This is a genomic window from Cellulomonas fimi (assembly GCF_028583725.1).
In the GTDB taxonomy this organism is placed as follows: domain Bacteria; phylum Actinomycetota; class Actinomycetes; order Actinomycetales; family Cellulomonadaceae; genus Cellulomonas; species Cellulomonas fimi_B.
In genome coordinates, this window is the sequence record NZ_CP110680.1 from 3,855,269 (window position 1) to 3,871,878 (window position 16,610).

The 16,610-nt window shown below is 75.1% G+C and carries 14 protein-coding genes; all 14 read right to left on the minus strand.

Going from position 1 to position 16,610, the window contains the following annotated elements; all coding sequences use genetic code 11:
- Positions 1-10 precede the first annotated feature (10 nt).
- The 14 genes from OOT42_RS17335 to folE all read right to left on the minus strand — a co-directional run bounded on the left by OOT42_RS17335 (position 11) and on the right by folE (position 16,606).
- The gene (locus OOT42_RS17335) at positions 11-220 is read right to left on the minus strand and encodes a hypothetical protein (RefSeq protein ID WP_273652396.1); all 210 of its coding nucleotides are present in this window, start codon (positions 218-220) and stop codon (positions 11-13) included.
- A 3-nt stretch (positions 221-223) separates the two neighbouring features.
- Positions 224-1,762 carry a lysine--tRNA ligase gene (gene lysS, locus OOT42_RS17340; RefSeq protein ID WP_273652397.1) on the minus strand — a complete coding sequence of 513 codons (1,539 nt, stop codon included), beginning with the start codon at positions 1,760-1,762 and terminating at the stop codon, positions 224-226.
- A 61-nt stretch (positions 1,763-1,823) separates the two neighbouring features.
- Positions 1,824-2,711: a carboxylating nicotinate-nucleotide diphosphorylase gene (nadC, locus tag OOT42_RS17345; protein WP_273652398.1), complete on the minus strand. Its 888-nt coding sequence runs from the start codon at positions 2,709-2,711 to the stop codon at positions 1,824-1,826.
- Between the two features lie 99 nt (positions 2,712-2,810).
- Positions 2,811-6,200: an endo-1,4-beta-xylanase gene (locus OOT42_RS17350; RefSeq protein WP_273652399.1), complete on the minus strand. Its 3,390-nt coding sequence runs from the start codon at positions 6,198-6,200 to the stop codon at positions 2,811-2,813.
- Between the two features lie 151 nt (positions 6,201-6,351).
- Positions 6,352-8,037 carry an L-aspartate oxidase gene (locus tag OOT42_RS17355; RefSeq protein WP_273654876.1) on the minus strand — a complete coding sequence of 562 codons (1,686 nt, stop codon included), beginning with the start codon at positions 8,035-8,037 and terminating at the stop codon, positions 6,352-6,354.
- 83 nt (positions 8,038-8,120) lie between these two features.
- Positions 8,121-8,615, minus strand: coding sequence for an aspartate 1-decarboxylase (panD, locus tag OOT42_RS17360; protein ID WP_273652400.1), 495 nt, complete (start codon positions 8,613-8,615; stop codon positions 8,121-8,123).
- The gene (panC, locus tag OOT42_RS17365; protein WP_273652401.1) at positions 8,612-9,574 is read right to left on the minus strand and encodes a pantoate--beta-alanine ligase; all 963 of its coding nucleotides are present in this window, start codon (positions 9,572-9,574) and stop codon (positions 8,612-8,614) included. The genes panD and panC overlap by 4 nt, the downstream gene beginning before the upstream one ends.
- The gene (locus OOT42_RS17370; RefSeq protein ID WP_273652402.1) at positions 9,571-10,644 is read right to left on the minus strand and encodes a Rossmann-like and DUF2520 domain-containing protein; all 1,074 of its coding nucleotides are present in this window, start codon (positions 10,642-10,644) and stop codon (positions 9,571-9,573) included. Before OOT42_RS17370 ends, panC begins: the two co-directional genes overlap by 4 nt.
- Positions 10,641-12,245 carry a PH domain-containing protein gene (locus OOT42_RS17375; RefSeq protein WP_273652403.1) on the minus strand — a complete coding sequence of 535 codons (1,605 nt, stop codon included), beginning with the start codon at positions 12,243-12,245 and terminating at the stop codon, positions 10,641-10,643. Before OOT42_RS17375 ends, OOT42_RS17370 begins: the two co-directional genes overlap by 4 nt.
- Positions 12,242-12,751: a PH domain-containing protein gene (locus OOT42_RS17380; protein ID WP_273652404.1), complete on the minus strand. Its 510-nt coding sequence runs from the start codon at positions 12,749-12,751 to the stop codon at positions 12,242-12,244. The genes OOT42_RS17375 and OOT42_RS17380 overlap by 4 nt, the downstream gene beginning before the upstream one ends.
- A gap of 50 nt (positions 12,752-12,801) precedes the next feature.
- The gene (locus OOT42_RS17385) at positions 12,802-13,287 is read right to left on the minus strand and encodes a DUF3180 domain-containing protein (RefSeq protein WP_273652405.1); all 486 of its coding nucleotides are present in this window, start codon (positions 13,285-13,287) and stop codon (positions 12,802-12,804) included.
- The gene (folK, locus tag OOT42_RS17390; protein WP_273652406.1) at positions 13,287-14,993 is read right to left on the minus strand and encodes a 2-amino-4-hydroxy-6-hydroxymethyldihydropteridine diphosphokinase; all 1,707 of its coding nucleotides are present in this window, start codon (positions 14,991-14,993) and stop codon (positions 13,287-13,289) included. The genes OOT42_RS17385 and folK overlap by 1 nt, the downstream gene beginning before the upstream one ends.
- Positions 14,990-15,973: a dihydropteroate synthase gene (gene folP, locus OOT42_RS17395; protein WP_423775926.1), complete on the minus strand. Its 984-nt coding sequence runs from the start codon at positions 15,971-15,973 to the stop codon at positions 14,990-14,992. Before folP ends, folK begins: the two co-directional genes overlap by 4 nt.
- Positions 15,974-16,006: 33 nt before the next feature.
- The gene (gene folE, locus OOT42_RS17400; RefSeq protein WP_273654878.1) at positions 16,007-16,606 is read right to left on the minus strand and encodes a GTP cyclohydrolase I FolE; all 600 of its coding nucleotides are present in this window, start codon (positions 16,604-16,606) and stop codon (positions 16,007-16,009) included.
- Positions 16,607-16,610 lie beyond the last annotated feature (4 nt).

A 16,610-nucleotide genomic window follows, 5' to 3' on the forward strand; every position in this document is an offset into this window, starting at 1 on the left:
GACACCCGTACTATTCGGACGTCAAACGATCGCGCTTCGATTCCTCATTTGCGCCGCCGGCTTCCTGCTGCGCGGCGAGGCGTTCCGCGGCGTCCATTCTCGCCAATGCCTGGCGTTCGGTGCGGTCCGCATTCACGAGCGCGCGGATCGCGAACCAGAAGATCAGCCCGACGCCGATCGACGGGAGGATGGCGGCCAGCGCCGCGGTGAGCCCGTCCACGCGTCAGCCCTGCGGCTTCACGAGCGGGAACAGGATGGTCTCGCGGATCCCGAGGCCCGTGAGCGCGATGAGCAGGCGGTCGATTCCCATGCCCATACCACCCGACGGGGGCATCGCGAACTCCATCGCGGTGAGAAAGTCCTCATCGATTCGCATCGCCTCGTCGTCCCCGCGCGCCGCGAGCGCGGCCTGGGCCTCGAACCGCTGACGCTGGATGACCGGGTCGACGAGCTCCGAGTAACCGGTCGCGAGCTCCATCCCGCGCACGTACAGGTCCCACTTCTCGACGAGCCCGCGCTTGGTCCGGTGGTCGCGCACCAAGGGCGACGTCTCGACCGGGAAATCACGCACGAACGTCGGCGCCGTCAATGCGTGACCGACGTGGTGCTCCCAGAGCTCCTCGACCATCTTCCCGTGGTTCCGCTGCCCGGGAGCGAGCTCGATCTCCGCCTTCTCCAGCAGCGCGAGGAGGACCTCGTCCGTCGTGTCGTGCGTGATCTCGACGCCCAGCGCCTCGGACAGCGAGTCGTACATCGGCAACCGCGCCCACTCACCGCCCACGTCGTACTGGGTGCCGTCGGCGAGCGTCACCGTCGTCGACCCGAACGCGTCGCGCGCCGCGGTCTGCACGAGGTCCTGCGTGAGGTCCGCGATCGTGTCGTACGTGCCGTAGGCCTCGTACGCCTCGAGCATCGCGAACTCCGGCGAGTGCGTGGCGTCGACACCCTCGTTGCGGAAGTTCCGGTTGATCTCGAAGACGCGCTCCACACCGCCGACCGCCGCGCGCTTGAGGAACAGCTCGGGCGCGATGCGCAGGAACAGCGGGATGTCGAACGCGTTCATGTGCGTCTCGAACTGGCGCGCCGCCGCACCCTCCGGACGGACCTGGAGCATCGGCGTCTCGACCTCGATGAACCCGCGCTGGTGCAGGTTGTCGCGGACCGAGCGCAGCACCGCCGCGCGCGTGCGGACCATGTCGCGCGAGCGCTGGTTGACGATGAGGTCGACGTACCGCTGCCGGACGCGCGCCTCCTCCGACAGCTCCGTCCCCTCGTACAGGTTGGGCAGCGGGCGCAGCGCCTTCGCGGCGATCGACCACGCGTCGGCGAACACCGACAGCTCGCCGCGGCGGGACGAGATGACGCGGCCGTGCACGAACACGTGGTCGCCCAGGTCGACGTCGGACTTGAACGCCGCGAGCCGCTCCTCGCCCACCTCGGCGAGCGACAGCATCGCCTGGAGCCGGTTGCCGGCGCCGTCCTGCAGCGTCGCGAAGCAGAGCTTGCCGGTGTTCCGCAGGAACACGACGCGGCCGGCGATCCCGACCTCGTCCTGCGTCTCCGTGCCCGGCTCGAGCGACGGGTAGGCGGCGCGGACCTCGGCGATCGTGTGCGTGCGCGGCACCACGACGGGGTAGGCCTCGGTCCCCTCGGCGAGCAGGCGCTCACGCTTCGCGCGGCGGACCTGGATCTGCTCGGGGGTGTCGTCGACGGGGGCGTCGACGGCGGCGTTCTCGGCCGGGTTCTCGGGCGCAGCGGTCACCGGGCGATTCTACCGGCGCGACCCGCGGCACCCGTCGCCCCGACGGTGACGTGCGCGACGCTCAGGACGCCTGGAGGTCCAGCGCGAGGTCGAGGATCGGCGACGAGTGCGTGAGGCCGCCCACGGACAGGTAGTCGACGCCCGTGCCGGCGACCTCGGCCGCGCGGTCGAGCGTGAGGTTGCCGGTGGCCTCGAGCTCGACGCGGCCGGTCTCCGGCTCGCCCGCGCGGACGGCCGAGACGACCTCGGTCAGCAGCGGCGTCGGCATGTTGTCGAGCAGCAGGAAGCGGGCGCCCGCGGCCACCGCCTCCAGCGCCTGGTCGAGCGTGTCGGCCTCGACCTGGATGTCGACGTCGGGGAACCGCTCCTGCACCGCGCGCACGGCGGCGGCGACGGACCCGGCGGCGACGACGTGGTTGTCCTTGACCATCGCGACGTCGTAGAGCCCCATGCGCTTGTTCGTGCCGCCACCGCAGCGGACCGCGTACTTCTCGAGCGCCCGCAGGCCCGGCGTGGTCTTGCGCGTGTCGAGCACCTGCGCGCCCGTGCCGTCGAGCACGTCCGCCCAGCGGCGGGTGTGCGTCGCGACGCCCGACGCGCGCGACGCGAGGTTGAGCATCGTCCGCTCGGCGACGAGCAGCGTCTGCACCGGCCCGACGAGCACCGCGAGCACCTCGTCGCGCCACACGCGTGCGCCGTCCTCGACCGTGAGGGTGACGGTCACGCCGTCCGTCCCGAGCCGTCGGGCGACCTGGTCGACGACCTCCTGCACGACGACCAGCCCGGCGACGACGCCCTCGGCGCGCGCGACGAGGTGCGCGGTGCCGACGGTCTCCGGCGGGATCGTCGCCTGCGACGTCACGTCCCGGCCCGGCGCCGGACCGAGGTCCTCGTCGAGCGCGACCTGGACCACCCGGGCGACCCACGCGGGGTCGAGCTGCTGCTGCACGCCGCCACCCTACGTGCGCGACGACGGCCCCGGACGGAGGGGTCCGGGGCCGTCGTGGGGGGCACCGCCCCGCCGGGCAGGGCGGCGGGGCGGCGTCGGTCAGGAGTAGGTCACGCGCACCGGGGCGCTCGCCACGGCCTCCTTGCCGACGTAGGCCTTGACCTCGAACTGCCCGGGCAGCACCCAGACCGGCACCTTGACCTTGGTGCTCGCGGCGCCCGAGGCGTCCGTCTTCACCGTGCCGAGGTCGACGTCCTTCCAGTACCAGTCGTGCGCGCCCTCGACGAGCTTGCCGAACAGCCCGCCGTAGGACGGCGTCGCCGGGCGGTCGCCCACGCGGTCGAGCACGAGCCTCACCTTCGTCTTCGCCGGGAACTCGGCGAGCGTGACGGCGAGCTTCTTGCCCGGCGCGACCGTGTCCGACCCGAGCGTGAGGACCTGCCCCGGCTCGACGACCGGAGCCGCGAGCTCGAGGACGCCCCAGCGCGCGGTGCTCTGGTACGAGCGGCCCGTCGGGTCGGTCCACGTGCGGACCGAGCCGCGCACGCCGTCGGTGGCGTCGTTGACCTGGAAGTCCAGGCCGACGAGGTCACCGGCGACCGCGTCACGACCCAGCGCGATCGACGCCTCGACGACGTAGCCGCCGTCGATCAGCGCCGTGGCGCTGGTCAGCCGCTCGCCGATGACCGAGAGGTCACCGCTGATCGACTGCGCGTTGCTCGCGCTGATCCGGTACTGCCCGTCCTGCGGCGTGTAGGCGCCGTTCTTGGCGTTGACCGGGTCGACGAAGATCTCGACCGAGTCCTGCTCCCACGCGTTCGTGGCGGACTCGTCGATCACCGGGTCGGCGACCTTCACCAGCACGTCGACGGCGTCGTCGTGCCACAGGACCCGCACCTCAGCCGTGGCGCCCGGGGTGCCCTCGACCTGGGTGTCCGTCGTGACGACCGGCGCGGTCGCCCAGACGTCGTCGACCGTGCCGTCGATGGTCGGGGCCGTGGCCGCCTGCGGCGCGGAGACGAACCCGATCGGCTCGATGAGGGTGACGACGCCGAGGCGCTCGCCGTCCTCCTGGCCGTGCGACAGGTCGTTCCACGACCGCTGCTCGCCCGTGACGCCGTCGGTCACGCGCACGTCGAACGGCACCGTGCCGCCCTCCGTCAGGCCGGCGACCGGGACGGCGACCGCGAACCGGTAGCCCATGGCCGTGGCCTGCGCCTGCGTGCGGTTCACGGTCACGTGCGACTCGGCGGCGAAGACGTCGACGACGTCCTCGGTGCCGTCGTCGCTCGCGTCCGCGACCTCGACGTACGCGGTGAGGCCGTCGGCCGACCAGCGCAGCTGGAAGCCCGTGCCCTCACCGAGCGACGTCTCGGGCAGGAGCGCCCACGTGGGGTCGTCGACGCCCGTGGGGGTGCCCTGGTGCGCGTCGACCTGACGCGTGAGCGTCGGCAGCTCCGACCGGTCGACGATGCCCCAGTAGGCCGGCTTCGCCTGCAGGTCGTCGTCGAACGGCAGCGGCGCACCCTCGCGCCACGACCGGCTGTCGTACGGGCCCCACAGCGTCACCGAGAACAGGTCCGGGTACTCGCGGAGCATGTCGAACACGTCGGCGTAGTAGTAGCCCTGCGCGACGAGCTTCTCCTGCGTGACGGCCCCGTCGAGCGGCGCGTCGAGCTCCGTGACGGCCTGCAGCAGGCCGGTCGTCGCGAAGGCGTCGATGCTCGCCTTCATCTGCGAGACGGGCTGGAGCAGGTTGACGTGGAACTGGTGGCCGAGCCCGTCGAGCGGGGCGTCCCGGTCGAGCAGCCGGTTCACGACGTCGAGCATCGCCTGCCGCTTGGCGGGCAGCTCGGTGTTGTAGTCGTTGAGGAACAGCTGCACCGGGCCGTCGGTGTCGCCACCGTTGAACGCGTCGCTCGCGTACGCGAACGCGAGGTCGAGGTACTGCTCGCCGAGCACCTCGAACCAGCGGCTCTTGCGCAGGCCGTCGCTCTCGCTCTCCGCGATCGCCTCGTTGACGACGTCGAACGCGACGATCGGGTTGCCGTCGGTGCCGTACTCGCCGTACTTGTCGCGGTAGTGGTCGGCCACGGTCTCGATGTGCGTGCGCATGCGGTCGCGCAGGATCGTCTGGTCGGCCGCACTGTTCGTGAGCGGCGTGCCGTCCGTGTGGTTGAAGAACCAGTCGGGCGTCTGGGAGTGCCACACGAGCGTGTGCCCGTAGACCCGCTGACCGTGCTCGATCGCGCTGTCGACGAGCGCGTCCGCGGCCTCGAACGTGAACGTGCCCTCCGTCGGCTGGATGCTCTCGGGCTTCATCGCGTTCTCGGCGGTGATCTGGTCGTAGTGCTTGACCACGAGCTCCTCGCCCGTGCCGACCGTCTCGCGCTCGTCGATCGCGACGCCCACCGGCCAGGGCAGCACGTCCTGGAGCGACGGGATGTCCTGCTGGACGGGCGGGGCGGTCGAGCCGGTCACCACGACGTCGTCGACCACGAAGGACGCGAGCGACGACGCCGACTCGACGTAGAGCAGCGCCGAGTCCGCGGCGGCCATCGTGTACGACGCCTGCACGTGGGTCCACGCGTCGGCGGTGACGCCGCTCGCGGTGGTGACGGTGTCGTACGTCGACTCGCCCGCGTTGTCGCGCTGGACGCTGACCCGCAGGTCGGCCGGTTCGGTCGCACCCGCGGCGAGCTTGAGCCACAGGTCGATCGAGTAGGTCCGGCCCGTCTGGAAGAGGTCCGTGACCGTGGCGCCGATGCCGTTCCACGCCTGCGTGCGGTCCGCGACGAGCGCCGCCTGGGCGCCACCGTGCGCGTCGTCGGTCAGCGTGACCGTGTTGTCGCCGCGCGGACCCCAGACGCCGAGGCTCTCCTCGAAGTCGTTGCTCAGGGCGCTGTGGACGCCGCCCGGGTCGGTCGGCGCCTGGCCGGTGATCACCACGTCGTCGACGAGGACGTCCGGGAACGGTGCCGCGTCGCCGCCGTCGAGGTACATGCGCGCGGCGTCGACGCCCTCCTCGAACGTGTACGAGCCGCTGATCGTGGTCCACGCGTCGGCACCGAGCGTGCTCGGTCCGCTGACCCACGTGTACGGGTTGCTCGCGGCCGGGGCGTCCACCGTGAAGTGCACGCCCGCGGCGGGCTGGTCCGCGTCGGCGAGACGCGCGCGCATGCTCACGGTGTACGTCTCGCCCGGCTCGAGCAGCGGGACGAGGTCGAGGGCGATGCCCTGCCAGCCCGCCGTGCGGCCGGCGATCTCCAGGCTCGTGCCCGTGCCGTCCGGGTCGGGCACGAGAGTGAGGGTGGGGCTTCCGCTGGGCGTCCACGGGGCGTACGTGCCGCCCTCGAAGTCGCTGCGGAGGATCTCCGTGTCCGCCGCGGCGGCCGCGGAGGTAGGTGCGGAGCCGAGCGCCGGCGCGGCCACCAGGCCCAACGCCAGCACCCCGACTCCGATAGTTTCGAACAGGCCTGACCGACTCATCGACGCTCCCTTGCGCGGACGGGTCCCGTACTCCGGGGTTCGGGATCCGACGATACGGTCACACCCGGCGATCCGACCAGGGCTGGCGTCCAGAAACCCTGCGGCGCAGGTATCGAAACTATCGCGCCGCAGGTCGCGGGCGCGTGGAGGCTCAGTCCAGGGGGACGCGGGTCGTCGTCAGGGTGCCGTCGGCGTCCAGCGCGAGCTCCAGGCGCAGGCGCCACGCCTCGTCGCGGTCCGGGTGGTCCGTGCGGGCGTGGCCGCCGCGGCTCTCGGTCCGTTCGAGCGCCGCCGCCGTCAGGACCGTCGCGACCTGGTGGACGTTCGTCGTCTCCCACTCCGCGACCTGCGGTGCCGCGAGCGCACGCCCGTCGTCGCGGCGCTCGTGCGCGTCCGTCGGCACCGCCGCGAGCGCCGCGACGGCCCGCGTCAGGCCCTCGCCCGACCGCAGCACGCCGGGACCGTCCGTCGCGATCCGCTGCACCCGGGACCGCGCCGCGGCCGCGACGAGCGCCGCCGCACCGGGACGCTCCACCGGGGTCCGCCGCGGCAGCGCGCCCGCCTGCACCTTCTCGGCGACGTGCCGGGCGGCGCGCGTCGCGAAGACCAGGCCCTCGAGCAGCGAGTTCGACGCGAGCCGGTTGGCGCCGTGCACGCCCGTGCACGCCACCTCCCCCGCCGCGTACAGCCCGGGCACGGACGTCCGCCCGACGAGATCCGTCACGACGCCGCCCGAGTGGTAGTGCTGCGCCGGCGCGACCGGCACGAGGTCGTTCGCGAGGTCGATGCCGTGCTCCTGGAGCCGGTCGTGGATCGTCGGGAACCGGCGCCGCAGGAAGTCCGCGCCGAGGTGCCGCGCGTCGAGCCACACGTGGTCCGCGCCCGTCTCGGCCATGCGCCGGACGATCGCGTGCGCCACGACGTCCCGCGGCGCGAGCTCGGCCATCGGGTGCACGTCGGGCATGAACCGCACGCCGTCGGTGTCGAGCAGCAGCGCGCCCTCGCCGCGCACCGCCTCCGACACGAGCGTGAGCTGCCCCTTCACCCCGGCGCCCAGCCACAGCACCGTCGGGTGGAACTGCACGAACTCGACGTCGCCGAGGACCGCGCCCGCCCGCAGCGCCGCCGCGATCCCGTCGCCGGTCGCCTGGGCGGGGTTGGTCGACGACCGGAACACCTGGCCGATGCCGCCGGTCGCGAGCACCACGGCCCGCCCGAGCGCCGCGCCGACGCCGTCGCGCTGCCCCTCGCCGATGACGTGCAGCGTCACGCCGCACGCCGCGCCCGGCGAGCCGTCCGGTCCGGGCGGACCCGTCAGGACGTCGAGGACCAGCGCGTGCTCGATGACCTCGATGCCCGGGTCGTGCCGCACCGCCTCGATCTGCGCGACCAGCGCGCGCGAGATCTCCGCGCCCGTCGCGTCACCGCCCGCGTGCGCGATGCGGTCCGCGTGGTGGCCGCCCTCGCGGGTCAGCGAGATCTGGCCGTCGGGCTGCGTGTCGAACACCGCGCCCCGGGCGACGAGCTCGCGCACGCGCGCCGGACCCTCGGTGACCAGCACCTCGACCGCGCGCGGGTCGCACAGCCCGACCCCCGCGACGAGCGTGTCCTGCAGGTGCGCCGCCGGGGAGTCCGACGGGTCGAGCGCCGCGGCGATGCCGCCCTGCGCCCACACCGTCGAGCCCGACACGAGCGCGTCCTTCGTCACGAGCAGCACCCGCGGCACGCGCGTGCGCAGCTCGAGCGCCGCCGTCAGGCCCGCGATGCCCGAGCCGACGACGACCGCGTCCGCCTCGACCGTCCAGCCGGCCGCGGGCGCGGCCAGCCGCGTCGCCAGCCGGGTCGCCGTGCCGCCGCGGGCGCTCGCCGGGGCGACGGTCGGCGTCGATGGGCCGTCGGCGGCCCGGTCCGCGACCGACGTCACCGGTCGGTGCCGACCTGCGGGAAGGGGTGCGGGTGCTCGACCAGGTCGCGGCCCACCGCGAACGGCACGCCGCTCGACACCAGGCCCGCCTGCTCCGTCCACTCGTCCGGGACCCGGCCGGGGTCCTCGCCGAGCTCGACGATCCGGTTCTCCGCGTCGACCAGCACGACGTGCGGCTGGTACGTGCGCGCCTCGGCGTCCGACATCACGCCGTACGCGATGAGGATGACGATGTCGCCCGGGTGCACCAGGTGCGCCGCGGCCCCGTTGATGCACACCTGGCCCGAGCCCGCCTCGCCCGCGATCGCGTACGTCGTGAGCCGGGACCCGTTCGTCACGTCGACCACGTCGACCTGCTGGCCGGGCAGCAGGTCCGCCGCCGCGAGCAGGTCCGCGTCCACCGTGATCGAGCCGACGTAGTGCAGGTCCGCCTGCGTCACCGTCGCGCGGTGGATCTTGCCGGTCATCATGGTCCGCTGCAGCGTCGTCATGCGCGGGCTCCTTCCTGCGCGTCCGCCCCGGGCGCGAGCGCGCCGTCGGGCCGGCGGGACGCCCCGAGCGTCACCGCCGTGTTGTCGATGAGCCGCGTCGTGCCGACGCGCACCGCGAGCAGCAGCAGCGCGACGCCGGCGGTCGTGTCCACGACGGGCGTGAAGTCGTCCGGGTCGACGAGCGCGACGTAGTCGACGTCGTCGTCCGCGATCCCCGCCGTCGCGAGCGCCGAGCGCGCCGCGTCGACCACGTCCTGCGCCGCGGCCCCGGCGCGCGCCCACTCCGCGCCCGCGCGCAGCGCGCGGGACAGACCGAGCGCCCGCTGCCGCTCGGCGGGCGACAGGTAGGCGTTGCGGCTCGACAGCGCGAGGCCGTCGACGTCGCGCACGAGCGGCGCGCCCACGACCTCGGTCGGCACGTCGAGGCTGCGCACCATCGCCCGGACCGCCGCGAGCTGCTGCGCGTCCTTCTCGCCGAACAGCGCGACGTCGGGCCGCGTGAGGTGCAGCAGCTTGAGCACCACGGTCAGGACGCCGTCCAGGTGGCCCGGCCGCGCCGCTCCTTCGAGCACGTCGCCGATCGGCCCCGCGCTCACGCGGACCGTCGGGTCGCCGTCCGGGTACATCACGGCGACGTCGGGCGCGAACACCACGTCCCCCTCGCCCAGGAGCCCCGGGCCGGTGAGCAGCGCCAGGTCGCCGTCGAGGTCGCGCGGGTACCGGGACAGGTCCTCGGTGGGGCCGAACTGCAACGGGTTGACGAAGATCGTCGTGACCACCACGTCGGCGAGCTCGCGCGCGTGCGCGACCAGCGACAGGTGGCCGGCGTGCAGCGCGCCCATCGTCATGACGACCGCGCGGCGGTACGGCTTCGTGCCGCGCGCCTGCGCGTCCTGGTCCGCGAGGGCCGACGCGAGCTCGTCGCGCGTGCGCGCGAGCACCGGCCTCGTCGTTGTCATCGCTCGTCCTCCTGCGGGCGGTCCGGGCCGGTCGGCCCGTCGTCGGACCCGCCCGACGGGTCGTCGGCAGGCCGTCCCTCCTGCTCCAACCATCCAGCATCCCCGGTCATGCCCGGTGCTGCGGCCGGGGTGGCGGACGTCACGTCGGGGCCCAGCGCGTCGAGCACGCGCGTCGCGGCCGCCTCGGGGACCAGTCCCGCGGCGAGCGAGCGTTGCGTCGCCGCCCGGGCGAGCGCGCGGTAGCCCGCCAGGACGTCGACCGCCCCGGTGCTCGCGCCGAGCGCGCCGAGGACGGCGACGTGCTCGCGGACCGTGCCGTCGTCACCCCGGCGGACCGGTCCCGTGAGCGCGGTGATCGCTCCTGAGCCGCGGTCGCCGCCCGGGTCCGACGGTGACTCCGCGCGCAGCGCGCCGTCGAGCGCCGCCTCCAGCAGCGGGCCGAGCATCCGACCGGGGTCGGCCACACCCGCGGCCGCGAGCGCCTGCGCGGCCTGCGCGACGAGCACGACCAGGTGGTTCGCACCGTGCGCGAGGGCCGCGTGGTACAGCCCGCGGGCCGCCTCGTCCACGACCACCGGCTCACCGCCGATCTCCACGACGAGCGCCTGGCCGATCGGCAGCACCGCGTTCGGTCCGGTCACCGCGAACGGGCAGCCGGCCAGCCGGGACAGGTCGAGCGACGTGCCCGTGAACGTCATCGCCGGGTGGATCGCGAGCGGGATCGCGCCGACGGCCCGCGCCGGACCGAGCACGTCGGTCCCGAACCGGCCCGACGTGTGCACGACGATCTGCCCCGGCTGCCACGCACCCAGGTCGCCCAGTCCGCCCACGAGGTCCGCGAGCGCGTCGTCCGGGACCGTGAGCAGCACGAGCTCCGCGCGGCGCACGACCTCCGGGACCTCGACGAGCGGGACCCCCGGCAGCAGCGTCTCCGCGCGCTCGCGCGACGCCTCCGAGATCCCCGACGCCGCGACGACCGGGTGCCCGGCCCCGCGCAGCGCGTTGCCCAGGACGGCCCCGACGCGGCCCGTGCCGACCACGCCGACACCCAGCCGACCCGGACGCGTCACGCGCCCGCCCCGGGCTCGACCCGCGCCGCGCCCGCCTCCGGCTCGGCCACGCCCACCTGGCCCGGGACCACGACCGGCGCGGCGACCTTCCGCATCCACTGCTCGGGGCCCTCGCTCGCGCGCGCGGTGCGGGCACGCTCGGCCTGCTCGTCGAGCAGCGCGACCGCGACCCCCGCGTCGAGGTGCGCGATGTCCGGCGACACGGGACCCGGCGTCGAGTGCACGACGAACGACGCCAGCCCGAGCCGCCGCTGCAGCGGACCCTGCTGGAGGCCCAGCGACTGCGTCCGCTCGTGCGGCACGACGTCGACCTGCCGCCACCAGCGCCCCCGCCGGATCACCAGCGCCCGCCGCGTGACGAGCACGCCGTGCCGACGCCAGCCCAGCGGGTCCACCCACCGCGCGCGGCGCGGCGCGACGGCGAACCCGTGCGACTCGTCGGTGCCCGTCAGCGCCGCGTCCACGACACCGATCGGGTCGTCGACGCCGAGGTCGTGCAGGACCAGCCATAGCGCGGTGCGGACCTCGTCGCGCGTCGACACCGGGTGCAGCACGGTGTCGCGCTGCTGCTCGCCCGACGGCGAGTACCCGGCGACGTTCATCTCGACGCGCCACCAGTCGGGCTTGCGCCACCACAGCCCCTGGCTGATCCGGATCGCCTGCACGCGGCCCGGCGGGACGGTCTGCGCACGCGCCTCCGTGAGCCCGTGCCGCAGGCGGATGCCGTCGGGGGACGTCGCCGCCCGGAAGCTCGCGCCCTGGTTGATGCGCGACCAGACGTACGAGACGAGGCCGAAGAACATCGGCAGCAGGAAGAACACGGTCGCGAACGTCCGGCTGAGGACACCCGCGGCGACGGCGACGAGCACCGCGAGGACCAGGGCGACCGTGGCACCCGAGCGCAGCGTCGCGACGACCAGCCGGCTCATCGGCACCTCGTACACCTGGTGCTCGGGCGCGGCCTCGAAGGCGACGACCGTCCGGGGGCCCGTGGCCACGACCGCGCCCTCGGCGCCGGCAGCGACGTCGGCACCGTCGACGACCCGGTCGGACGGTCCGTCCACCCCGACGCCGGTCGGCCCCGCCGGCGCCGGCACCGTGCCCGGGCGCTGCAGGCCGGCGGCGAGCGCCAGCAGCTCCGCGCGCAGCGCGAGCGCGTCCGACTCCCGCAGGAACGCCAGGCTCACGCCCGACCCGGACCCGCCCGCGACCTCGAGCTTGAGCTCGGCCAGCCCGACCAGCCGCGCGAGCAGCGGCTGCACCACGTCCACGGCCTGCAGCCGGTCGAGACGCGCCTGGCGCTGCTGGCGGAACAGGATGCCGGTGTTGAGGTGCACGGCGTCGTCCGTCACCGCGAACCGGGTCATCCGCCACGCGAGGGCCGAGTACGCGAACCCGACGACCGCCACGGCGGCGAGCCCGCCCAGCACGACCAGCCAGCGGTAGCCCTCGACGAGCTCCAGCAGCCGTCGCACGTCGTCGGCCGCCTGGTAACCGACGACGACCAGCACGGCGACGACGATCTTCCACCCCTTGAGCGCCGGGGTGACCGGGTGCATCCGCCGCCACTCGACCTCCGGCGGGGCGGTCGTGCCGCTCACAGCCCCGCCAGCCGCGCCTCGCCGCGGGACGCCAGCCGGTCGCGCAGCCGTGCGGCCTCCTGCGGCGGCAGGCCCTCGATGGACGCCGTCGTCGCGGGCGACGCCGTGTGCAGCTGCACGGACGCGATGCCGAACTTCCGCGCGAGCGGGCCGGCCGTCACGTCGACGTACTGCATGCGGCCGTACGGGACGACGACGAGCTGCCGGAACATGATCCCGCGGCGCACCAGCAGGTCGTCGGCGCGCTCGGCGTACCGCATCGCGCGCACCTGCCGCGGCACGAGCAGCGCGATCCACACGCCCAGCGCGAGCACCAGCGCCGGCAGCGACCACAGCCACGCCACCTGCGTCAGGGCCGCGAGCGCGACGCCGAGCAGCAGCAGCGGTCCCAGCACGATCGCGGTCACGGTGAGCCGGGCCGACGCGAGCCGCGGCGACACGGGCGTCCAGTCGACGCCGAGCGGGTCGAAGAGGTCGGCCGAGGCCGGCTGCGTGACGTCGGTCATGCCCCCATCCTCCCACCGACCGCGCTGGTCACGGAGCGGCGGACGTCCCGTCAGGTCGACGGGTCGGGCGCCGCCTCCTCGCGCCGCACGGCGCCCTCCTCGGGCGGGGGGACGCGGCAGAACCGCTCGACGACGAGGCCCACGACGGCGAGCACCACCGCACCGCCCGTCGCGACCGCCGCGGCCGCGGCCCGACCGCCGTTGCCCGGGACGCTCAGGTCCGTGACGAGCGACAGCGCCTGGCCGCCGTACCAGCCCGCGAGCAGCGCACCCGTGTAGCAGGACGCCTTCGCGAGCACCGCCGTGCGGGCCGCGCGGATCGGGTCCAGCCCGGGCCGCTTGCCGCGCAGGAACTGCCGGACCGCCCAGCCCATGCTGAGCACGACGCCTGCGATCACGACCTCGACGGCCGCGACCAGCCAGGGCACCGACGGCGTGGACGTGCCGCGGTCCGACAGCGCGTCGAGCGCGATCCACGTGACGGCGGCGACGCCGGCCGCGAGAGCGAGGAGCGTGGTCCAGCGGGTCGCCTGCATCACGACGACGGTGCCCGGGGGCCGTCGTGCGGGGCGCCGAAGACGGTCTCGCGCGTCGGCACCGGGCCGGACGGCGCGTCGGCCTCCACGACCGGGACACCGCTCGTGCCCGGCACGGGCGCGGTCAGCCAGTCGAGCGCGAGCCACCGGACGCCGCCACGGTCGGGGGCCGTCGCCGCGAGCTGCGCGACCGGGCCGCCGCCCAGGCCGGGGAGCACCGCCTCCGGGTCGACCTGCGACCACGGCTCGAGGACGAACGCGCGCTCGTGCGCGCGCGGGTGCGGCAGCTCGAGGTCGTCCGTGACCGCGAGGACCGAGCCGTACACGACGATGTCGACGTCGAGCGTCCGCGGACCCCACCGTTCGGCGCGCTCGCGCCCGTGCGCGTGCTCGATCGCCTGCGTCGCGCGCAGCAGGTCGCGCGGCGACAACGTCGTGCGCGCCAGCACCACCGCGTTGAGGTAGTCCGGCTGCTCCGGGCCCACGGCAGCCGTCCGCGCGAGCGGCGACACGTCGGTGACCTCGATCCCCCGCGTGCCCGCGAGGTCGGACACCGCGTCGCGCAACGTCTCCTGCGCCGAGCCGAGGTTCGCGCCGAGCGCGAGGACGACGTCGACCGGCTCGGCCGGCGCGTCGTCGAGGACGTCCGTGACGATCTCGCCCGTGACGACCTCGTCCGGGCGGCCGTACGCGTCGGGCTCGTCGTCGTACGCGGGCACCGGCCCGGGCATGACCTGCGTCGCGCCCGGGTCCCACGCCTCGACCGCGGAACCCGTCGGTCCGGTGGCGTCGGGCCCGGCGCCGACCTCGACGGGCTCGCCCGTGATCGGGCCGGGCGGCGGGGGCGGCGCGCCGAAGACGGTCGTCGGCGCGTCGTCCCCGGGTCCGTGCGGCGGTGGCGCGAGCGGTGCACCGAAGACCGTCGTCGGCGCGTCGTCCGCCGGCACGGGCGCACCCGTGCCGGGTGCCGGGTAGCCCGCCGAGGCGCCCGACGGAGCACCTGTCGACGACCCTCCCGCGGGCAACCCGCTGGGCGTCGGCAGCGGTGCGCCGCCCGGCGCCGACCCGGGCGCCACGAGACCCCCGCCCGCCATGCCCGACACCGGCAGGCCCGCGGCAGGGCTCGGCGTGCCGAGCGCGGGAGTCGGCGCGTCAGCACCCGCGACACGCGGCTCGGTCGACGTCGGGGTCGGACCGGGCGGGTCGCCCGGCAGCGGTGCGACGAGCGCCGCGGCGCCCGTGCGCGGGAGCGCGGCCTCGCGGAGCGGGCCCGTGTACGGCTCGGCGGCGGGCAGCTTCGTGCGGTCGCGCCGGATCGCGACGACGACGTCCCCGAACGGGACCGGGATCGGCGCCTGCGGCTTGTGCACCGCCACGTCGACGGCCTGCACCGCGCCCGCGGCGAGGACGGTCGCCGCGATCCGCTCGGCGACGGTCTCGATGAGGTCGACCGGCTCACCGGCCAGCACCGCGGCGACCTGCTGCGCGAGCGCGCCGTAGTCCAGCGTGTGCGCCAGCTCGTCGCCCGCCGCGGCCCGCCGCGTGTCGAGGTGCACGACGACGTCCGCGACGAACGTCTGGCCCTCGCGCCGCTCGTGGTCGAAGACGCCGTGGTACCCGGTCGCCGCGATCCCCGACAGGCGGATCTGGTCGAGCCGCCGCCCGCTCGCGTCGTACGCCGCGCCGTTCTCCTCGTGCGTCGTCACGTGCTGCTCCTCATGCTCGCGTCCTCGTCGACCGGTAGCTCGTCGTCCTCGTCGGGCCGTGCGGCGCCCGGCGCGCCCGCCACGTCCCCGCCGCCCGCGGCCCGCCACGCGGCCGCCACCCGGACCGCGTCGGCCGAGCCTGTCACCTCGTGCACGCGCACGCACCACGCACCTGCCGCCGCGGCGAGCGCCGAGACCGCGGCCGTCGCGCCGTCACGCGCCAGCGGCGGTGCCGGCGTGCCGTCCGGGCGGGCCAGCAGGTGACCGAGGAACCGTTTGCGGCTCGCGCCCACGAGCACCGGGAACCCGTCGGCGACGAGCTCGGGCAGGCGGGCCAGCAGGGGCCAGTTGCTCGCGCCCGGCTTCGCGAAGCCGAGCCCGGGGTCGAGCACGACCTGGTGGTCCGCGACGCCCGCCGCCCGGAGGGTCGCGACGCGCTGCGCGAGCTCGGCGCGCACGTCCGCGACGACGTCCCCGTACTCGGCCAGGTCGTCCATGACGTCGGCGTGCCCGCGCCAGTGCATCGCGACGTACGCGACGCCCGTCTCGGCGACGACCGCCGGCATGTCGTCGTCCGCGAGGCCGCCGGACACGTCGTTGACCAGCACCGCGCCGCGCTCGACGGCCGCCCGGGCGACGACCGCGCGCGTCGTGTCGACGCTCACCGCGGCTCCCCGGCCGGCGAGCGCCTCGACCACGGGCAGCACGCGCGCGAGCTCGTCCTCGACCGGCACGCGGCGCGCGCCGGGCCGCGTCGACTCGCCGCCCACGTCGAGCAGGTCGGCGCCCTGGTCGAGCAGCTCCAGACCGTGCGCGACCGCGGCGCCCGGCGTGAACCAGCGACCGCCGTCGGAGAACGAGTCGGGCGTGACGTTGACGACGCCCATGACGAGCGTGCGGCCCGCGTCGTGCAGGTGCGTCGGCAGCGGAGCCGGGCGCGGACGCAGGGCGGCCGTCGCGGGGGCGTCGGGGCGGGTCACGGTGCCGAGCCTAGGGGCGGTGCGCGAGGGCCGTCAGTGGCCGAGGACCAGGCTCATCGCCTCGGCGCGGGTCGCGACGTCGCGCATCTGCCCGCGCACGGCCGAGGTCACGGTGCGCGACCCGGGCTTGCGGACGCCGCGCATGGACATGCACAGGTGCTCGCACTCGACGACGACGAGCACGCCGCGCGGCTGCAGGACCTCGACGAGCGCGTCGGCGACCTGCGACGTCAGGCGCTCCTGCACCTGCGGGCGGCGCGCGTACACGTCGACCAGCCGCGCGAGCTTCGACAGGCCCGTGATGCGACCGTCCGCGCCGGGGATGTAGCCGACGTGCGCGACGCCGTGGAACGGCACGAGGTGGTGCTCGCAGGTCGAGTACACCTCGATGTCCTTGACCATGACCATCTCCTCGTGGCCGAGGTCGAACGTCGTGGTCAGGACGTCGGTCGGGTCCTGGTAGAGGCCCGCGAAGATCTCGCGGTAGGCACGCGCGACGCGGGCGGGCGTCTCGAGCAGGCCCTCGCGGTCCGGGTCCTCGCCGACGGCGAGCAGCAGCTCGCGGACGGCGGCCTCGGCGCGCTTCTCGTCGTACTCGCCGACCGCACGACCGACGCCGGTCACGGGCCCGATCGTC

What these genes read in the sequence shown, in the direction of transcription:
- OOT42_RS17350 (WP_273652399.1), bottom strand. Translation starts at nt 6,200, where the DNA reads ATGAGTCGGTCAGGCCTGTTCGAAACTATCGGAGTCGGGGTGCTGGCG.
- panD (WP_273652400.1), bottom strand. Translation starts at nt 8,615, where the DNA reads ATGACGACGCTGCAGCGGACCATGATGACCGGCAAGATCCACCGCGCG.
- panC (WP_273652401.1), bottom strand. Translation starts at nt 9,574, where the DNA reads ATGACAACGACGAGGCCGGTGCTCGCGCGCACGCGCGACGAGCTCGCG.
- OOT42_RS17380 (WP_273652404.1), bottom strand. Translation starts at nt 12,751, where the DNA reads ATGACCGACGTCACGCAGCCGGCCTCGGCCGACCTCTTCGACCCGCTC.
- OOT42_RS17385 (WP_273652405.1), bottom strand. Translation starts at nt 13,287, where the DNA reads ATGCAGGCGACCCGCTGGACCACGCTCCTCGCTCTCGCGGCCGGCGTC.